General features: G+C 64.4%; 18 protein-coding genes and 2 tRNA genes. 9 read left to right on the forward strand and 11 right to left on the reverse strand.

Annotated elements, in window-relative coordinates:
- The 3 genes from pssA to cysN are packed head-to-tail and all read left to right on the forward strand — an operon-like array spanning position 1 to position 3,718.
- The gene (gene pssA, locus ACRECX_RS11140) at positions 1-894 is read left to right on the forward strand and encodes a CDP-diacylglycerol--serine O-phosphatidyltransferase (protein ID WP_431558909.1); all 894 of its coding nucleotides are present in this window, start codon (positions 1-3) and stop codon (positions 892-894) included.
- A complete protein-coding gene (gene cysD, locus ACRECX_RS11145) occupies positions 891-1,799 on the forward strand; it encodes a sulfate adenylyltransferase subunit CysD (RefSeq protein WP_431558910.1) in 909 nt (302 codons plus the stop codon). Before pssA ends, cysD begins: the two co-directional genes overlap by 4 nt.
- Positions 1,799-3,718, forward strand: coding sequence for a sulfate adenylyltransferase subunit CysN (gene cysN / locus ACRECX_RS11150; protein ID WP_431558911.1), 1,920 nt, complete (start codon positions 1,799-1,801; stop codon positions 3,716-3,718). Before cysD ends, cysN begins: the two co-directional genes overlap by 1 nt.
- Position 3,719: 1 nt before the next feature.
- Here cysN and ACRECX_RS11155 read toward each other — a convergent pair whose 3' ends face one another.
- A complete protein-coding gene (locus ACRECX_RS11155; RefSeq protein WP_431558912.1) occupies positions 3,720-5,066 on the reverse strand; it encodes a hypothetical protein in 1,347 nt (448 codons plus the stop codon).
- Positions 5,067-5,613: 547 nt separating this feature from the next.
- Here ACRECX_RS11155 and ACRECX_RS11160 point away from each other — a divergent pair.
- Positions 5,614-6,195 (forward strand): hypothetical protein, encoded by a 582-nt coding sequence (locus ACRECX_RS11160; RefSeq protein ID WP_431558913.1) that lies wholly within the window; start codon positions 5,614-5,616, stop codon positions 6,193-6,195.
- Positions 6,196-6,203: 8 nt separating this feature from the next.
- On the opposite strand, the gene ACRECX_RS11165 is transcribed toward ACRECX_RS11160, so the two are convergent.
- Positions 6,204-7,214 carry a CFI-box-CTERM domain-containing protein gene (locus ACRECX_RS11165; RefSeq protein WP_431558914.1) on the reverse strand — a complete coding sequence of 337 codons (1,011 nt, stop codon included), beginning with the start codon at positions 7,212-7,214 and terminating at the stop codon, positions 6,204-6,206.
- A 212-nt stretch (positions 7,215-7,426) separates the two neighbouring features.
- On the opposite strand from ACRECX_RS11165, the gene ACRECX_RS11170 reads away from it, so the two are divergent.
- Positions 7,427-8,794 (forward strand): OprD family outer membrane porin, encoded by a 1,368-nt coding sequence (locus tag ACRECX_RS11170; protein WP_431558915.1) that lies wholly within the window; start codon positions 7,427-7,429, stop codon positions 8,792-8,794.
- Positions 8,795-8,804: 10 nt separating this feature from the next.
- Here ACRECX_RS11170 and ACRECX_RS11175 read toward each other — a convergent pair whose 3' ends face one another.
- The 7 genes from ACRECX_RS11175 to ACRECX_RS11205 form a co-directional block, all read right to left on the reverse strand.
- Positions 8,805-9,293 (reverse strand): hypothetical protein, encoded by a 489-nt coding sequence (locus ACRECX_RS11175; protein WP_431558916.1) that lies wholly within the window; start codon positions 9,291-9,293, stop codon positions 8,805-8,807.
- Positions 9,294-9,451: 158 nt separating this feature from the next.
- A complete protein-coding gene (locus tag ACRECX_RS11180; RefSeq protein ID WP_431558917.1) occupies positions 9,452-9,856 on the reverse strand; it encodes a curlin in 405 nt (134 codons plus the stop codon).
- A 28-nt stretch (positions 9,857-9,884) separates the two neighbouring features.
- Positions 9,885-10,280 (reverse strand): curli-like amyloid fiber formation chaperone CsgH, encoded by a 396-nt coding sequence (csgH, locus tag ACRECX_RS11185; protein ID WP_431558918.1) that lies wholly within the window; start codon positions 10,278-10,280, stop codon positions 9,885-9,887.
- Positions 10,281-10,310: 30 nt separating this feature from the next.
- A complete protein-coding gene (locus ACRECX_RS11190) occupies positions 10,311-10,745 on the reverse strand; it encodes a curlin (protein ID WP_431558919.1) in 435 nt (144 codons plus the stop codon).
- A gap of 195 nt (positions 10,746-10,940) precedes the next feature.
- The gene (locus tag ACRECX_RS11195; protein ID WP_431558920.1) at positions 10,941-12,014 is read right to left on the reverse strand and encodes a calcium-binding protein; all 1,074 of its coding nucleotides are present in this window, start codon (positions 12,012-12,014) and stop codon (positions 10,941-10,943) included.
- 739 nt (positions 12,015-12,753) lie between these two features.
- Positions 12,754-14,421, reverse strand: coding sequence for a tryptophan halogenase family protein (locus ACRECX_RS11200; protein ID WP_431558921.1), 1,668 nt, complete (start codon positions 14,419-14,421; stop codon positions 12,754-12,756).
- Between the two features lie 131 nt (positions 14,422-14,552).
- Positions 14,553-14,626, reverse strand: a tRNA-Gln gene (locus ACRECX_RS11205).
- 217 nt (positions 14,627-14,843) lie between these two features.
- On the opposite strand from ACRECX_RS11205, the gene ACRECX_RS11210 reads away from it, so the two are divergent.
- The gene (locus ACRECX_RS11210; RefSeq protein WP_431558922.1) at positions 14,844-15,425 is read left to right on the forward strand and encodes a hypothetical protein; all 582 of its coding nucleotides are present in this window, start codon (positions 14,844-14,846) and stop codon (positions 15,423-15,425) included.
- Between the two features lie 10 nt (positions 15,426-15,435).
- Here the strand turns inward: ACRECX_RS11210 and ACRECX_RS11215 are convergent, their stop codons facing one another.
- Entirely contained in the window at positions 15,436-15,612 is a 177-nt protein-coding gene (locus ACRECX_RS11215; protein WP_431558923.1) for a hypothetical protein, read from the reverse strand.
- A gap of 198 nt (positions 15,613-15,810) precedes the next feature.
- Between ACRECX_RS11215 and ACRECX_RS11220 the strand changes: the two genes are divergently transcribed.
- Complete coding sequence (locus ACRECX_RS11220) at positions 15,811-16,731, forward strand: leucyl/phenylalanyl-tRNA--protein transferase (RefSeq protein WP_431558924.1); 921 nt, start codon at positions 15,811-15,813, stop codon at positions 16,729-16,731.
- A gap of 15 nt (positions 16,732-16,746) precedes the next feature.
- Here ACRECX_RS11220 and ACRECX_RS11225 read toward each other — a convergent pair.
- Positions 16,747-16,822 (reverse strand) — tRNA-Arg (locus ACRECX_RS11225).
- A 450-nt stretch (positions 16,823-17,272) separates the two neighbouring features.
- Here ACRECX_RS11225 and ACRECX_RS11230 point away from each other — a divergent pair.
- Complete coding sequence (locus tag ACRECX_RS11230; RefSeq protein WP_431558925.1) at positions 17,273-17,497, forward strand: hypothetical protein; 225 nt, start codon at positions 17,273-17,275, stop codon at positions 17,495-17,497.
- A gap of 217 nt (positions 17,498-17,714) precedes the next feature.
- The coding region (locus ACRECX_RS11235) for a hypothetical protein (RefSeq protein ID WP_431558926.1) at positions 17,715-18,199 on the forward strand (485 nt) is incomplete at its 3' end.

The raw sequence follows: 18,199 nt of genomic DNA on the forward strand, positions 1-18,199 counted from the left end.
ATGTTTCCTCCCTTCGATCCCGAAAGAGACGACCATAAGCGGCGGCCGCTCGCCTTCGCCCGGGGCCAAGTCCCCATCCGCGTGCTCATCCCCAACATCTTCACACTGGTCGGCCTGTGCGCCGGACTTACGGCGATCCGCATGGGCATCGAGCACCGCTGGGACCTGGCGGTGGCCGCGCTCGTGTTCGCCGCATTTCTCGACGGCATCGACGGCCATGTCGCGCGTCTGTTGAAAGCGTCGTCGCGCTTCGGCGCCGAGCTCGACAGCCTCGCCGACTTCGTCAATTTCGGCGTGGCGCCCGCCATCATCATGTTCAACTGGGCGCTTGAAGATTTGCGCAGTCTCGGCTGGATTGCCGTGCTTGTCTTCGCGGTCTGCTCGGCGCTCCGTCTCGCCCGCTTCAATGTGTCGCTCGACCGGACCGACTTGCCCGCCTGGAAGAACGCATTCTTCGTCGGGGTGCCGGCCCCGGCGGGGGCCATCATCGTGTTGCTGCCGATCTACGCCCAGGATCTCGGCCTGCATCTGCCCATTCTCACGCCGCTGGTGCTGGTCTACACCCTCGTCATCGCCCTGCTCATGGTCAGCAATGTGCCCACCTTCTCGATCAAGATGATCGGCCAGAGAATCCGGCGGGAATACGTGCCCCCGGTTTTTGTGCTCGCGGCACTTTTCATTGCCCTGCTTTTGACCTATCCATCCCTCACTCTCGCCGCGGGGTCGGTGGCCTATCTCGCCTTGATCCCGGTCAGCGCCTATCGCTATCTCGCCGAGAAGCGGAAGGCCGAGGAGCACGCCAAGGCCCAGAACGGCCACGGCGCCGGTAAGGACGAGCCTCAACCCGGCAAGTCCTCCGCCAAGAGGGACAAGAGTTTGAGTGCAGGGTCATGAAGCAGCGCCTATCCACTTATCTCCGGCAGCTTGAGGCCGAGAGCATCCACATCATGCGCGAGGTCGTGGCCGAGTTCCGCCACCCGGTGATGCTTTATTCCATCGGCAAGGACTCCTCGGTACTGCTGCACCTGGCGATGAAGGCTTTCTATCCGGCCAAGCCGCCGTTTCCGCTCCTGCATGTGGATACGACCTGGAAGTTCCGCGAAATGATCGAGTTTCGCGACAAGGAGGCCAAGCGGCTCGGCGTCGATCTCATGGTCCACATCAATGAGCAGGGTGTGCGCGACGGCATCTCTCCGATCACGCATGGCAGTGCGCTACATACCGACATCATGAAGACCGAGGCGCTCAAGCAGGCATTTGCCGAGCACGGCTTCGATGCGGCATTCGGCGGGGCGCGGCGCGACGAGGAAAAATCGCGCGCCAAGGAGCGGGTGTTCTCGTTCCGCAACGCCGCGCACAACTGGGATCCGAAGCGTCAACGGCCCGAGCTTTGGCACCTCGCCAATACCAAGGTCAAGCCGGGCGAGAGCATGCGCGTGTTCCCGCTGTCGAACTGGACCGAGGTCGACGTGTGGACCTACGTCTATCTTGAAGACATCCCCGTAGTGCCGCTCTATTTTGCCAAGGAGCGGCCGGTGATCGAGCGCGGCGGGACATGGATCATGGTTGACGACGACCGGCTGCCGATCGACCCCGGCGAGACGCCCGAGATGAAGAAGGTGCGGTTCCGTACGCTCGGGTGCTATCCGCTGACCGGCGCCATCGAATCCGATGCGACCACGGTCCCGGAGGTCATCGAAGAGCTCATTGCCTCGCGGCACTCCGAACGTCAGGGACGCGTCATCGACCACGATCAGGTGGGCTCGATGGAGAAGAAGAAGCAGGAGGGCTACTTCTGATGCCGCAGTTGAGTGTAGTCGGCAAAGAGAAGGAGAGCGCCGGCGACCGGCTCGCGGCGCGCATAGTGGCCGAAGAGAACCGGGGGCTGCTGCGCTTCCTCACCTGCGGCAGCGTGGATGACGGCAAGAGCACGTTGATCGGCCGGCTGCTATACGACTCGGCGCTCGTGTTCGAGGATCAGTTGAGGACGCTTGAGCGCGACTCGCGGCGTCCGAGCGCGAACCGTGCCGGCGAGCTGGATCTTTCGCTACTGGTCGACGGCCTTCAAGCCGAGCGCGAGCAGGGCATCACCATCGACGTGGCCTACCGCTATTTCGCCACGCCGCGGCGGAAGTTCATCGTCGCCGACACGCCGGGCCACGTGCAGTACACGCGCAACATGGCGACGGGCGCGTCCAATTGCGATTTCGCCGTGCTGCTCGTCGACGCACGGCTAGGCGTGCTGACGCAGACGCGCCGCCATGCCTGCATCTTGTCGCTGCTTGGCATCAAAAAGGCGACGGTGGCGGTCAACAAGATGGACTTGATCGATTTTGATCAGGCGAAGTTCGAGGCCATCGCCGAGGATTTTCTGGGGTTTGCCGAGCCGCTTGGTTTCGAGCTCATCACCACCATCCCCGTGTCGGCACTCCGGGGCGACAACGTGACGGCGCCGAGCGCCCACATGCACTGGTATCACGGGCCAACCTTGCTCGGGCATTTGGAGACGGTGGACGTCGCCGACAGGTCGGCGGCCCGGCCGTTCCGCTTTCCCGTGCAGTGGGTGAACCGGCCGCATCTCGATTTTCGCGGCTATGCCGGCACTGTGGCGAGCGGGAGCATGAAGGTCGGGGAGGAAGTGGTGATCCACCCGTCTGGAAGACGCGTTCACGTGGCGCGGATCGTCACGGCCGACGGCGATCTCGACGAGGCGCATGAAGGCGATGCGGTGACGCTCACCTTCGCCGAGGAAGTCGACGTCAGCCGCGGCGACGTAGTCACGGGACCCGAGGCCACACCGTCGGTGGCCGATCAGGTCGCCGCGAAGGTGATCTGGTTCGACGAGGAGGCCATGCTGCCCGGACGGGCCTACACCGTCCGATGCGGCAGCCAGACCACGACGGCCACCATCTCGACCCTCAAATACAAGCTCAACGTCGACAATCTCGATCACGTGGCCGGCAAGACACTTGAGCTGAACGAAGTCGGCCTGTGCAATCTCAGCATGGCGAAGCCGCTGGTATTTGACCCGTACGCGCAGAATGCCGAGACCGGCAGCTTCATCCTGATCGACCGCTTCACCAATGCCACCGTGGCGGCCGGCATGATAGAATTCGGCCTGCGGCGGGCAACCAACGTTCAATGGCAGGAGCTCTTCATCGACAAGTCGGCGCGTGCGGGCCTTAAAGGCCAGAAGCCCTGCGTATTGTGGTTTACCGGCTTGTCGGGATCCGGCAAGTCCACCATCGCCAACACGCTGGAGAGGCGGCTGCACGCGCTCGGCCGCCACACCTACATGCTCGACGGCGACAACGTGCGGCATGGCCTCAACAAGGATCTCGGCTTTACCGACGCGGACCGTGTGGAGAACATCAGGCGCATCGCCGAGGCGGCGCGGTTGTTCGTCGATGCCGGGCTGATCGTCATGGTGTCGTTCATCTCGCCGTTCCGCTCGGAACGGCGCATGGCGCGCGAGCTCGTGGGCGAGGGCGAGTTCATCGAGGTCTTCGTCGATACTCCGCTCGAAATATGCGAGGCGCGCGATCCCAAGGGTCTCTATCGCAAGGCGCGCGCCGGATTGATCCGCAACTTCACCGGCATCGACTCGGCCTACGAGCCGCCGGAGCAGGCCGAATTGGCGCTCAGGACCACCGACACCGGTCCGGAGACGCTTGCGGACATGGTGCTCGCCGAGCTCAGGCGCCGCCACGTCGTTTAGGCTATTCGGCCGCCAAGCCGCCGGCGGTGGCCTTCAGGCGTTGGGCCGCGCCCGCGTGCCCTTGGCGTGCCGCGCGCTCATACCAGGCGCGCGCCATGGCCGGGTCGCCGGCCACGCCATTCGCGCCATACCGACCAAGCGCGCCTAGATCGTAGGTGCTGGCGAGCGCATAGGCCGCGTCCCCGTCGCCGCGCTCCGCCAAATGCATGAGGATGAGCCGTGCTCCGGCTATGTCGCCTTCGGCGAGTAGGGTGTGCGCCCGCTCAACTAGGGCGCGCGGCTCGATCGTGGGCACGGCCACCGGGGGCGTTTCGGTTGCTTCGGGCGTCGCCGCCTCAGACGTGGGTTGGGCCAACGGCCAGCCGAGGCTCAGCCCCGCTGTGTAGAGCCGCGGCGCGGGCTCGACACGCAACACGAGACTGCGCCGCGCCTGCGGCCCGCTATTCGCTTCGAGCAGATAGACGTCGACCGGATAGTCGCCGCTCGCGCTGCCGCCGAGGGTCAAGGTGAGGCTTGGCACGTCTTCGTCCTTGACCATCCATGAGCCAGTTCCCGTCTTGCGCCCGGCCGAGAGCGCCGCTTGGTCGGGAAGTCCCCGCAGTAGGAGGTAGCGCGCCGATCCGAGCGGCAGGAGGGAGGCGAGCGCGAGCGGACGCCCGGTGGTGGCGTGAATAACCCGGGCATCGCTTGCGGCAGCCGCGCCGATGGCCGGCGGTTCCATATCGGCCTTGGCGCGGATCAAGAGAAGGGCGGCCTTGGCGGACCGGTTCGCCCGCACGCGGATGCGATCAGGAAAAGGGGGCGTGATCTCGGCGCTCCGTGCGATGGAGGCGACGTCCTTCGGCGTCACGTCTTCCTGCGGCGTTGGTTTCGGGTCGGTGACGCTGAACATGAGGAGGAGACCGCCAAGGGTCAGAGTGAAGGCAATGGCGACCGAGCAGGCCACGAGCAGGCTCGCCTGCCGCTGCCGCCGGTTGAAGGCTTCCACAAATCCTTTGAGCTGTGCCTGCGCAGCCCCATCGAGCATCACGAACCCCTCCGTTGCACCTTCATAAGGCGCGCTACCATCGGGTTCGTACGTGACAAGCGGCTGACAGATGACTTGTTCATCGTCGATTGAGGTCAGACCGAGCAGCTCCGTCGGTGACGCCGGATAGGTGATGCTGACCGGTCCGTGGGCGAGTCCTGTGAACGCATGGGCGGGACGCATCATGCGGTCGTCCCAAATCTCCGCCGGATCGGGGGAGATGGCCGCCGAATTGAGCAGCGCCCGGCGCAGCAGCGCGTTAGCGCGATGAACCGGGTGCCAGTCGAGGCGCTCGGCCAAGGGCATCGTGGAACTCATCATCGTTATTGACTCCCTTCTTTGGCCGCACGGGTACACGCCGCGCGGCATTCGCCCCACTGCCCCTTGAACGCGCGCATTCGTGCCCCGTAGCGCGCTGATACTCCATGTCGTGCTTGAACAAATTCTCGTGCCGTGCTCGGAGCAACGGCCGTCGGCGCAAACGCGAAGCTTGGAAGCTTGGTACGCAACACAAACCACCCCGTGTTCCGGCGTTACGCCATATCCGCGCCGCGGTCGGACCGCCGGCACGCTCGCGCTTGGTAAGCAAGGACAGCTACGGCACGAGATCCCTCAATCTCGAAGACCGGCGGCCGCTCCCGTCCGGCATTCCCGCATCTCAATGCGCGACCCCGGTTCAGGGTTCCTAGGCCGCTGAATAAAAAGCCTAACCGGGGAGTGGGGCGCCGGGCTGGCCTCAATCGGGCGATGCCGGGACCGCTTTGGGCCAGTGTGACACGGCTCACAGTGAGCGCCCTTTCGGCTCGCCACTTGTGGGCCAAGCCAAAAGGCAATCCCGCCCTGGCACATGTCCGAAGGAGACTGAAAAATGACCCCCAAAACGTTGATGCTCGGCGCCGCCGTCGGCGCGCTCTCCCTTGCCGTGCTTGCGTTGGCTCCGGTCAACGCCAAGACCGGCGAGATCACCCACGAAGCGGCGATCGAAGCCTGCTCGGCGATCAACCCGATCCAGCCGGTCGAGGCTATCGGCGCCGTCGAGGACGGCAGCGGCATCGGCTTCAGCCTGGTATGGCTCAACGACGCCGAGGGCAATTTGTGGATGTGCGACGCTGACGATACCGGGGCGGTTTATTCCTACACCCTGGTGAAGGACGACCTCCTTGACGGCTCGGGCGCCGAGCTGATCGGCCTGCAGCTGACCTCCGATGGAGAGTTCGAGGATAACCCGCAGACCGTCGCCGAGGAGGTCTGCGTGGCCTATCTCACCGACGGCGGCTTCGTGCTCACGAGCGCCTCCGACGGGCTGACCGACGACCCGGGCTATGTGGTGTTCGTCGAAAACGACGCCGGCGACCTGTTCCTCTGCAACGCCACCGGCGACGCCATGGTGTGGGCATTCGAGCCCATCGGCGAGCCGCTGTCGTTCGAGGACGGCGAGGCTGTGAGCTAAGCTCGAGGCTAGGTTCGCGGCAACGGGCGCAGGCCACAGCCTGCGCCCGTTGTCATGTCCGGCATCTCGGGGGCAAGTTCGTTCAGCATGCGCACATAGATACGGTAAGCGAGCGCGTCGAAGCCGAGCCTTGCGGCGATGGCGCTCGGCAGGATGTAGCAGGCGTAGACGAGAGAGAGCCGGGCGTCGCGCGTTGCTGCGGGCAGCCGCGCAAGGATTTGCGGTGCCATCGCGTAATAGCGCGCGATCGCGGCCTCGCCTCCCGGCGCTTTCGCCAGCACCTCGTCGCGGTAGCGGCGGAGCGTGCGCAGCTCGAAGCAGTCGTCGCCGAGGCCGAGCACCTCGCAGCAGGCCGTGGTGATGAAGCAGCCCTCGGGCGACACGCATTCGTCGTCGGTCAGCTGCTTGGCCAAGGCGTCGCGCCGCGCCTCGGCCCAGTCGAGCGCCTTGCGCATAGTGACCGTATCGATCTTGAAGCGGCAGTCTTCGTCCTTGCCGGCGAGCCTGATGGCGAGCTCGACGGACTTCTCCTCGCGGAACAGGGGCGCCGTGGCGAGCGGGAGCACGATGCTCACCGCGTCGTCGTAGATGTCGGTGCAGTTGCCGCACAATGGTTCGTCGACTGCCACCGTGCCGTCCGCCGCCTTGGCGATCAGCCTATTCTCCGCCTTGACGAGAAATTCTTCTGGCAGCGGCGTCTTGTCGGGATCGCCGGTGACGAAAATTCTCGCTTCGAACTTCGAATTGACCTGGATCTCCATGGTCAGGTCGCAGGCCTTGAGCGGGGGAACCTCGTTCATGCTGGCGCCAGCGCTCTTGTCGCTCGCTTCCGCCTTCCAGGCGCCGAAGGCTTTGGAGTCGTAGCATTCGACTTCCTCGGTTTCCTCCGTGCCTTCGGTCTCGTCCGTCGCCTCGGTGTCTTCCTCGGCGGCGATGGCGCGCTGCAGTGGCATGAGCCGGGCGCCGGCGCAGGCGGCGATGAGAAGGCCGAGCGCGCGGCGGCGTGTGTGTCTGACCATGAACCGACCCTGTTAGCGTTGCCGGGGAGATTTCGTGGCGGGAGACTAGCAAAGCGGGCGCGCGAGCGGGAGCCCGATAGGGGGCCGCGGCAATTCGCAACCCCTCTCAGAATCGGCTAGGTTCGGCAGGTTGAGCCAGGAATGACCTCGTTGCGGTGGGGGCTGAGGCTATGGCCGGGCTTATTCGAGGTATGGCTCGAAACGGCGTCTTGATGCTTGCCCTCCTTGCGCTGCCCGGCCAGGCGCTAGCTCAGGGCGCGACGGACTATCCGATTCCGTCGAATGCCATCGAGGCCTATGGCCCGATCCGCGAGGGGTTCGAGAGCCCGATCGAACCGCGCGAGGACCTGAGAGGCCTGAGGCGCCATGTCGATCCGGGCGAGGCGCGGCTCGAAGAGCTGCGCGAGACGCGCTGGCCGACCGCCCCGACGTTCATTCGCGATATGAACCTCAGGGCCCACAGCCGGACCTATTGGTTCGACGAGGATCAGTTTGGTCTTAACGAGCCCGAGGCGCTGACGACCGGCGGCCACATCGCCTATCAGTCGGGCTATCTCGCCGACTTCTTCCAGCTGCGCGGCGCGCTTTACACCACGCAGCCGCTCTATGCGAACGCGGAGGCCGGGGACACGGACAACCTCTCGCCGGACGGCGATCAAATCACCACGCTTGGCCAGATCCACGGGCGCATCAAGTTTGCCGGCCAACAGGTCACAGCCGGCCGGCAGCTGGTGCGTACGCCTTACGTCAATCCGTACGATATCAGGATGATCCCCCTGACGTTCGAGGGCATCGTGCTGTTACCCGAGGACCATGCGCCGTTCGACTACATCGCGTCCTATCTCACGCGCTACAAGCCGTGGAACGACGGCGACTTCATCTCGTTCAGCGAAGGGCTCGGCGTCGATGACGACGAAGGCATGCTCATCACCGGCGCGAGCTACAGCGCGCGATCATGGCATGCCGGTATCGCCAATTATTGGGTCAGCGACGCGCTTAACACAGCCTATGCGGAGATCGACTATGTGTTGCGCGACGGTGACGTCGGCCCGAGCCTGCGGGTCGGCGCCAACATTCTCGACCAGAGGACGGTGGGCGCGGATCTGATCGCCGGCGCGCCTTGCGACACCTATCAGGCTTCGGCCCGGCTCGTGGCAAGTTATGGGGGGTTCGTGTTCACCGGCGCGGCGTCGCAGACCGGAGACGAAGCGGACATTCAAAAGCCGTTCGGCTTCAGCACGTCGTACACCGCCATGGTCATCACAAGTTTCGAGCAGGCCAGCGTGCGCGCCTACATGTTGTCGCTGTCCTACGACTTCGCGAGGATCGGCCTCGAAGGCGTGACGTTTCAGGTGGCCTGGGGCAAAGGGGATGGCACACCCGATCTCGCCACCAATGGCGGGTTCGCCGACCAGGACGAGCTCGATCTGCGCTTCGTGTATCAGCCGCACGAGGGGCGACTTCAGGGCTTGCGCGTGGAACTGGAATATATCGATTGGCAGGTGTTCGGGCTGGGCTTTCCGAGCGACGACCTCACGCAGTTCCGGGCGATCGTGAACTACTTCGTGCCGCTCTTGTAAGCTTGCCGCGCTACTGCTTGCCGCAGATGACCACGACCTTCACGTCTGAGCCGGCGCCGGCCGAGCACCATGCCTCGTTGTTGCCGACCTGGAGGGGATAGGAGACGTAAGTCCCGATGCAGTAGGCGCCGATCATGATCTCGCCGGCCGCGCAGGAGGCGCGTTTGCCGCCGCCGACCGGCTCGAGCATGCGGATGCCGGACGTACCGGGCACGCCTGGGTCGCCTTGCGGCCCGCGCGCTCCCGTCTCACCCTTGGGACCGGGATCGCCGCGCTCTCCTTGCGGGCCGGCCGGTCCTTGCGGCCCCGTCTCGCCTTGGGGACCAGTCGGGCCTTCCGGGCCGGCTTCCCCTTGCGGCCCGGCGGGGCCGGCCGGACCCCGCGGGCCGGTTTCACCTTGCGGTCCGGTCGGCCCTGGCTCGCCTTGTGGACCTGGATCGCCGCACCCAAACAGCAGCAAGACGCCAAGGCACATGAGAGATGTCGCGGCCCGTTGCATGTGCTCCCCCTTCGCAAGCCGACCCGCTCGGCGCGCTCTAGGAACGCCATCAGGGCGCATCGGTTCTGGGTCGGTCTGCAACCATAAAGTCTTGCGCACGAGGGTCAAATGGCGCGCAGCCCCACGCGCCATCCGCCACTCGATAGCGCCATGGGCGCTTACCAGCCGCCCTGGAACACGAGGCCGACATCGCCCTTGCCGTACTGCGCCACGTCGACATTGGTGGCGCGGCCGAACTGGAAGATGCCGAAGGCGTTGTTGCGGCCCGCCTGGGTCAGGGTGGCGGCGTGGTTGTCGCCGCGCTGATAGACGAGGCCGGAATTGCCTTTGCCCTTCTGGCTGACCGCCGCCGCGTTGTTGCGGCCCTTCTGGTCGACCTTGGCGTGGTTCTTGCCTTTGAGCTCATTGACCATGCCGTAGATCTGGAGCCCATGGCGGATGACGTCGGCGCTCTCGCCCTTCGGCGTCAGCGACAGGGTGAAGCTGCCGGCCGATGCCGGGCCGCTCGCCGCGACGGCGATGACGGCGGCGGCAAGGCCGGCCTTGATGGTTGATGCGAACATGGTCGTGTCTCCTGGTGTGCTGAGAGCGTCAGAGTTGCGTGCCATTGCCGACATGGCGCGTGCAATCGGTGGCGCCGCCGTCCCACTGCACGTTCAAGGTGGCGACATAGCCGCCCGAGCCGAGCGACAGAGTCACCGTGCCGAGCGACGCGGGCGCGCCGGGGACCGCCTCGAATTCTCCGCCCTGGCGGATATTGGAGCGATTGGCGCCGCTTTGAGAGACCTGCAGCTGGTAGACGCCCGAGATGGGCTCGGGCGCATAGACGAGGCCTTCCAGCACGACGCTGCCGCCTTGATGGGCGACGCGGATGTCGCATGACGGCTGGTCGGCTGCGGACGGCGGTACGTCGCCTCCGGCGCTCGCGCCGAAGGCAAGGCCGAGCGGCAGCAGAGCGGCGAACGATTTTGCGATGATGGATGACATGGGAATCACCTTTCTCGATTCAAACCTTGATCAGTCCTGGACGATGACCGAGATGTTGCCCCGGCCGACTTGCGTGACATTGGCCTTGTTGCCGCGGCCGGCTTGGATCACGCCGACGGCGTTGCCGTAACCGTCCTGCGTGGTGAAGGCCGTGTGGCCCTTGCCGAACTGGGCGATGCCGGCGATGTTGCCGTGCCCGTACTGCGCGGCGTTGGCATTGTTCCGCTTGCCGTCCTGGCCGATGACGATGCGGTTGTGCTTGCCGGTCTGGGCGCCGATCGCATCGTTGTAATAGCCGTTCTGGTAGACGGTCAGGCGATTCTTGCGGCCGGTCTGCGCGCTGCCTGAGGCATTGCCCCAGCCATACTGCTCGACGGAAATATACGAGCCGGCATGGGCGGGTGCGACGGCGGCGGTCATGGTCAAGGCCGCGGCGCCGGTGATGAGGAAGGTCCGGAAGGTCATGGTGCTTACTCCAATTTGTGTGCCGCCGGGATCGCAGCACTTCATTCGAGTAAGCGTTTTAGGAAAATCGCTTTGAAGCGGGCCTGAACGCAGCGTTCAGCGCATGTTCACGCGGCGAGCCGCCTTCGCGCGTTGGACGAGACGAAGAGAACCGCCGGAGCCGGCTCCCCGCCCTCGCGCTATCGCTGCAAGGTCCTACAGAATGAAGTCGCCCTTGGCGAGCGCGCCCACGGCGACGAAGATCTCGAAATCGGCCTTGCCGTCGCCGTTCACATCGCCCTGGACGATCACCGTCGAGCCCTTGTCGATATAACGCAGCTCGCCCTTCTCGTCGTTAAACTTGCTCTTGCCGATAAACTTGAAGTTCTGATTGCCGCCAACGCCCGTCTTGGCGTCGATGGTGCGGAGGTCGATACGATCATCGTCCGCGCGGTTGAAGTCCAAGATCATGTCCCGGTTCGCGCCCTTGACGCTTTCCTTGACCGAGTTGAAATCGAAGAAGTCGCGGTCCGCGCCGCCGGTGAGGCGGTCCCTGCCGAGACCGCCAGTCAGCGTGTCGTTGCCGTCGTCGCCGAAGAAGGTGTCATGGTCGATGCCGCCGGTGATGACATCGTTGCCGGCTCCGCCGAAGACATCGCCGGACAGGCGGCCTTGGGCGCCGTTATAGACGTCGTTGCCGGCGGCAAGGAGAATGTCGCCAATCATCTGCCCAGTGTTGGTGATCAGATCTCTTGCGTTGGGATTGCCACCGCCAAATGGGGCATAAGCCGCGTCGCCGCCGGAGATCAGGCCGCTGTTCTGGAGAACAAGCGTTTCGGTGGAAGCGATATTTCTAGCGATAGCGTTGAGACCGGCATCGATCGTGCCGCTGTTGACGATCGTCGACGCCGTCGTGGCGCTCTCGCCGCCAAGAACGATTCCAGAGCCGTCTGGCGCAGCGATCAGCCCCTGGTTCGTCACGTGTGAATTCATCGCGAAAAAGACAATCGCCACGGATCCAAGCTCGAAGGCATGAACCTGGCCGCCAGGCTTGATGGTCACCGTCTCGCCGCTATCGGACGCCACGTTGTCGCCCAGGAGAATCGGATTGGTAACGGGGTTCGCGACGGTGCCGTAGATCAGCACCTCGTGGCTGCTGCCGGTGCCGAAAATCGTTAAGCTTGCCGTCGATGCGATGGTCACGCCGCTCGCCACGAAGACGTCGTCGGTTGTGCCAAGATCGGCGACTATGCCCGCTATCGTCTGCGATTGTGGTATCTGCCATGCCATGGTGGTTCTCCTTCGCTGGCGTTCGTTGCGGAATTCTCCTAGCCGTTTTTGATAATGATGATGTCCCGCCGGCTTCGACGCGCTGGCGGCTTGCCTCCCTTCAGGTCAAGGGGGCCGCGAGCGGCACTAGAGATTTGTTCGAGGGAGTAGGACTGGCGGCCCAGGTCCGCCCGCCGTGGCGGCTTGATGGTCGTCAGCGCTGTGGCTAGCGGTCGATCGCCGCAAGGGACAGGCGCTCACGCCTCTCATGGGCATCATACGCCGCGGTGGCGCGCCAAACTAGCTTTCACGGATGTTTAGGTCAGGGCCCAGTCCTGGTTCCCCGCTTTCGCGGTGACGTACGGAGTCAATCCGGGAGCATCGCTGAGGGATGCGAAGCGCCTGACGAATTCTCCGCTCCCCGCGATCTTGTGCCCCTATACACGCTAACAAGCTGACCAATGGTGGTCGCTGCTATCACGAGGAGCGCTGTCGTCAGGAGGACATCGAAGGCAGTTGACATTTTCGACCAGCCCCGTTCCGAGGGCCACTTGCCAGGTGGCTAGCTCCCTCAACTGATTAGCTGGGCGAATGGTTCCGTCAGGGGGTGACTAACGAGAAGCCAGGAGGATCACCCACGGCCCTGAAGAACAGATTTCCGGCAGCCAAAAGAAGTCGTGGCAGCTGGGTCCCCGCCTTCGCGGGGACACGAGCTTTGCTTGCAAAGCACTTCGAATGACCGCAAGCGAGGACGTCAATATCAACGCTTCGGCTTGGGCCGGACGGATGGAAATAACGCCTGGCTTGGGAGCTTGATGCTCGTGCTGGTTGGTCGGAAGGCCGGCGCCTCGGCCGGGCGTAGACTTACCAATGGGTCGACCGGCGCCGCGCCCCCGGTTTTCAGAAACTCGGCGTGGCTGATGAGACCCGTGAGCTGACCGGGACGCGCGCGGCGCGCGGCGGCGCGGTACTGCTTGAACGCGGCAGGGTTCAGGGACGGCGCCCGCGCCAACCGAACGTCTTTGTAAAAGCCTTTGGCGATCAGGAGAAGCGTGTAAACCGGACTGCTGAAGAGAAATGAACTCTCCAGGTCCAGAACTTCTGGCGTCGTGTGCCGCCACACTTTGAGGTTTTCTTGGAGGCGCTCGGAGAGTTTCATGCCTTCCCGCGCGGTTCTCCAATACTCGGTGTCCTGGCGATTATTGAGATGATAATGAGCCTGCACGAAATCGCGCACCTCTTCAAATACGCGACTTATCTGGCGATTATATGCGGCGGCGAGTTCCGGTTCGAAATCCTGCGTCGGCAGGTAGTGCTGGAGCCAGCGCACGCCGAGATCCGTCATGAAAATCGCCGTCGCCTCCAGGGGCTCGATGAAGCCGCTGGCAAGGCCCAACGCGACGCAGTTCTTGACCCACGCATTACGCACGCGGCCCGTCCGCATGGGGATGATGCGCGGCTCGCCCCCCTTCGCCTGATCGCCGTAAAAGGCGAGAAGCTCCGCGATGGCTTCGTCGTCGGAGATAAACTTGCTGGAGAAGATGTAGCCCGTGCCGACGCGCGTCGTCAGAGGGATGTTGAAATTCCAACCGGCTGAAAATGCGGTCGCCCGCGTTGTCGGTGCGATGACGTTGGGATTCTTGTGCGGAATCTGCACGACGGCGGCGCGGTCGTTCAGCAGATAGTCGCCATAAGGTTCGAAAGGTTCACCCAAAGCCTGCTGAAGAATCGAGCCGCGAAAGCCGGTGCAGTCGATGACGAGGTCGATGGCGTGCTCGCCCTGGCGGCGCAGGTTGAGCGATTTGACGAAGCCGCGCTCGTCAAGATTGACGGCGTCGACATCGTCCAGAATGTGCTTCACGCCGCGGCTGGTCGCGTGGTCCTTTAGGAATGCGGCGAGCTTGGTGGCGTCGAAATGATATGTGTATCCGATCTCGCCGCTGAACTCGGGCGCGCCCGGCCGGCGCGGTGCGAGATTGTCACGAACGATCTCTACGACCGGCGAAAACGAGCGCACATACTCGAGGCCGGCGTCCGACGCGTCGCGCGCCGGGTGGAATGTGATGAAATAGTCAGCGAGCTGGCGTCCATCGATCGCGCCGGGGGCATTGAGGACATTCAGGAACTCGATCGGCCGGCCCTTGCCGTCGCGGTTCCAGTCGATGAAATGCGCCGCGACCTTGAAGGTCGCATCCGTTTGCTTGAAGAGTTCGGACTCCGAAATGCCGAGCTGGTTTAGCAGCACGACCATGCCGGGAAGGCTGGCTTCGCCGACGCCGATAATCGGAATCGCCGGCGACTCGATCAGCGTGATCTCGAGCTTGTGCCTTGTCTCTTGCGATTTGCAGAAGCGATTGAGAAAGGCGGCCGCAAGCCAGCCTGCGGTGCCACCGCCGACGATCGTGATGCTGCGCAGAGGTCGGCCCATCTTGGTTCCCCGGTGTCCAGACCGAAACTAGACGCCCGGCCGGCGAGTGCCAAGCCGGAATGCCCAGGGCGATTTTTGGGCAACGGGAGTGTTTGGTGAGCGTCGACTGAGAGCCTGAAATCAGGCGATGGTGGCTGGGGGACTTGGATTCGAACCAAGACTGGCGGAGTCAGAGTCCGCTGTCCTACCGTTAGACGATCCCCCACCAGGGCCACCATGTGGCCTTGCGTGGCGGCCTTGCAAGCAGCGAGCAGGCCTGACCGGCCCCTTCTAGCCGCTGGCGCGCTTCCTTGGCAAGGCTGGGGCAAAGAGAACCAAAGCCGGCCATCTAACGATTTTTTAACCCTCGGGGCCAAGATGAAGGCGCCGACGATCCTGGCGATCGCGGCCTTTTGCACGTCTTCCTGGCTAGGATGGCAGACATGGAAACGATTTCGCCATCCGCGGATCGTATTGGCGCGGCGCTCCGGGCGCTGCGGCAGACCCATACGCCCGGCGCCGGGGACAAGACCGCGCTCGGCGCGAAGTGCCTGCATGCGGTCATCGCCCAGCTTGCGGCGGAAGGGGTCACGCCGGAAGACTTGCAGCCGCTCGTCGATCTCGAAGCCGCCCTCGGCACGAATAAGCAGCGGGGCGAAGCCGAAATTGCTGGCGAAGCACGCGATCGCCGCCGCAGCGCCTCTCCCAGTCCGACCCTGCTCGCGCGCGCCGCCGCGGTGATCGATCTCCTGGTCAAGGCCGGCTATGACGAAAGCGAAGCGGCGCAGATCGTCATGCGCCGCATGGTCGGCGCCGGCGTGCCGCCGCCCACGCAAGGCGGCGATGCGCGCGGCTGGCGACGGCTCCTCGAATGGCGGAACACCATTCTCCAGGGCTTCGGGGAAGAGGATGCCAAGCACGAATACCGCGCGTTCACGCGCGAGCTGGAAGCCATTCCGGCCGGCGAGCGCGTGCAGCGCGTGCTCGATGGCCGGCTGTGGGACCGCAGGCGCAATCCCCGGTAGCCGGCCCGGGTTACTTCCGCTTCTTGTCTGTCTTCTGTTCTTTGTGCTTCGCCTGGCCGGGCGATGAGCCCTTCTCCATGTGGCTCAGCTTCTCGTCGCTCGCCTTCTCGCGCGCGGCCTTCTTCTGACCCAGGTTCGGTGTGGCGCCGCCGGTGTCCCGGACCTGCTCATGAGACTTGTCCATCATGGTCGGTCTCTCCTGGTTTTTCCGTTCGTGGAAGGTAAACGCCCGGCGCGGCCTTTCGTTGCCACGGGTCCGGCGGGTGGCGTGACGCCAGAACAACCTTGATTAACCTCGTTCTGATACGGGCTCCGGTGGCGGCACGGCGCTTGCTAGTCTTTGCTTTCCTGTTGGCCGTCGGGAACAGCCGCGAGGGGAGAAGCCTTGTCTGAGCAAAGGGTCATAGCGCGTGCCATGCCGGCATCGTTCGGTCCGGCGCGAGGCGCGAGAGAGGACAAGCGCTCGGCCCTGTTTCGCGAGACGCCGTTCGAGGCCTGTGAGCGGGTCGTATTGGGCACGGCCTGGGCGCTAAGGCTGAAACGCGTGCTGCGGCTTCTGCCGCTCGCGCGGCTATGGCTCTTAAGCTTGTTCACGCCGCGCCGCGCGTTGCCGGATGCCGGCGCGCTCCGCGGCAATAGCGAGCTTGCCGGAATCGCGCACGACCTGTCGGTGCCGACCCTGCTCGCCGCGTACCGGCGCGGCCTGTTCCCCCATGCGCATTTCGGACCGGCCAAGTGGCTGTCACCGCCCAAGCGCGGCGTCCTCCTGCTCGATGAGTTCCATATCACGACAAGACTGCGCAGCATGATGCGGCAGGACCGCTACACCGTCACTTTCGATCGCGATTTCGAGGGCGTGATCAAGGCCTGTGCCGGGCGCCGCCAGGGCCGGTTGCACCTGACCTGGATCACGCCGCGCATGATGCGCGCCTATGCGGCGCTTTACGATGCAGGGCACGTGCATACTTTCGAGGTGTGGAACCGGTGCGGCGAATTGGCGGGCGGCGGCTATGGCGTGGCCGTGGGCCGCGTGTTCGTCATCGAATCGCAGTTCTTCCACGAGTCGAACGCATCGAAGATCGGCTTCACCGTGCTCGCTTGGCATCTCGCCCGCTGGGGCTTCGTCATGTGCGACAACAAATGGCTGAACGCCACTACGGCGCAGATGGGCTTTCGCGAGATCCCGCGGGCCGAGTATCTGCGCTGGCTCGCCACGCTGGCCGACGCGCCGGCGCACGGCGGACGATGGCAGGCCGAGGCAGGCCTTGCGGCCGTCGCTGACTGGCGGCCTGGCGACGACAACTGATTCTCTCGCGAAAAATGGTGCGCCCGGCACGGCTCGAACGTGCAACCGCCAGATTCGAAGTCTGGTGCTCTATCCGTTGAGCTACGGGCGCATTGGCACGTGGCGGTATTGCCAAGCTATACCATCTGAGGGCGCCCGCTCTCCATCTTCCCCTCGAGCAATTGCCGTAGGGCGGCGCGAAGGAGGGGGTCACAGCGCCCCGATCACCTTCCGAGGTTTGCCTCAATGTTCTGCACGGCGATCCTCGGCTCGCCGCCAAGCCAAGCCATGGGGATGGCGGCAAGGGCGAGCAGGATCAGAGCCATGATAAGATCTCGCATCATCGAGCACCCCCTTCGGCGCTGGCGACGTCCGTTGCCCATGCGGGCGGAGGGTCGCCAGGGAGCTAAACCAAGATGCTGGCTCTGGGTTCCCCAAATTGGGGCAGGGCAACGGGTTTTTCTGTTGAGCGAGATCAAGGCGCCTGGGGCCCAGCTGTCCTATTCTTCCAATAGCTTGCAAAGCCCAAATAAGGTCCGGCTTGCGGACCAGGAGAAGGGCCATGACCGATACAGACTTCGAATGCGAACTCGACGTCACGCCGTCGCGCCATCCGCTTGCCGTCTATCTCAGCATCAGCCCCGTCGAGCTGGAACTGGCCTTGGCGACCCACGGTGCCTCACTGCGTGAGGCCATGATGAGGGCCATCATTGCCGCGCTGGCGGTCGACGCGGACTCGACGGGCCCTTGCGGCATCGAAACCCCCTCCCAGAGCGAGGCGGCTTAGCCCCCGTCAAGAAAAAAGGCGGCCGGAGCGCCAAATTCTCGCCCTTGGTCCCACAGACTCCAGGATTTATTGCTGTTGGAGAAGGTCTAGCGATAGGCAAACGGCGGCTAGACCGCTAGCTTTTGCCCACGGGTCAAGGGGGGAACCTTGCAGGCATATCGAGTTGGCGGCGGAACCGGAACGCTCCGGCCGCTAGGCCGCGGGCGAGAGGCATAGCATGACGGTCCATCGCGCCGGAGAGACCCTGTCGCTTCGTGGCAGCGCGCTGTTCCGGCTTCAAGCCGGACTGCTCGGTCTTCTGTGCTTCTCGTCGGCGGCCATCCCGCGGCTGCTGCCGACAATCCTGGGCGCGCTGGCGGTTGTTGCCGCGATCCACGTTTGGCGCGCCGAGCCGCGGCACCCGCTGGCGCTGCTTCGCACGCCGGTCGGCATCGCGCTCGGCCTGTTCATCGCCTATCTGTTCGTCAATGCGTGCTGGGGGTCGGACCCCGGCGCCGCTTTCGCCAAGGCGGGGGCGGTCCTCGGTTTGGTGGCGGCCGCGTTTCTCGTCGCCTCGTCCTTTATTCTGCACCCCGCGGACGAGACTCGCATTCTCGCCAAGTCGGCGCTCGCCGGCCTTCTCGTCGGGGTTACGTTCCTCCTTATCGAGCTTGCCCTCGACGAGCCGATCAAGCGCTTCGTGACCAACAATATTGTCGTGCT

The organism is Methyloceanibacter sp. (assembly GCF_050726195.1).
GTDB lineage: Bacteria > Pseudomonadota > Alphaproteobacteria > Rhizobiales > Methyloligellaceae > Methyloceanibacter.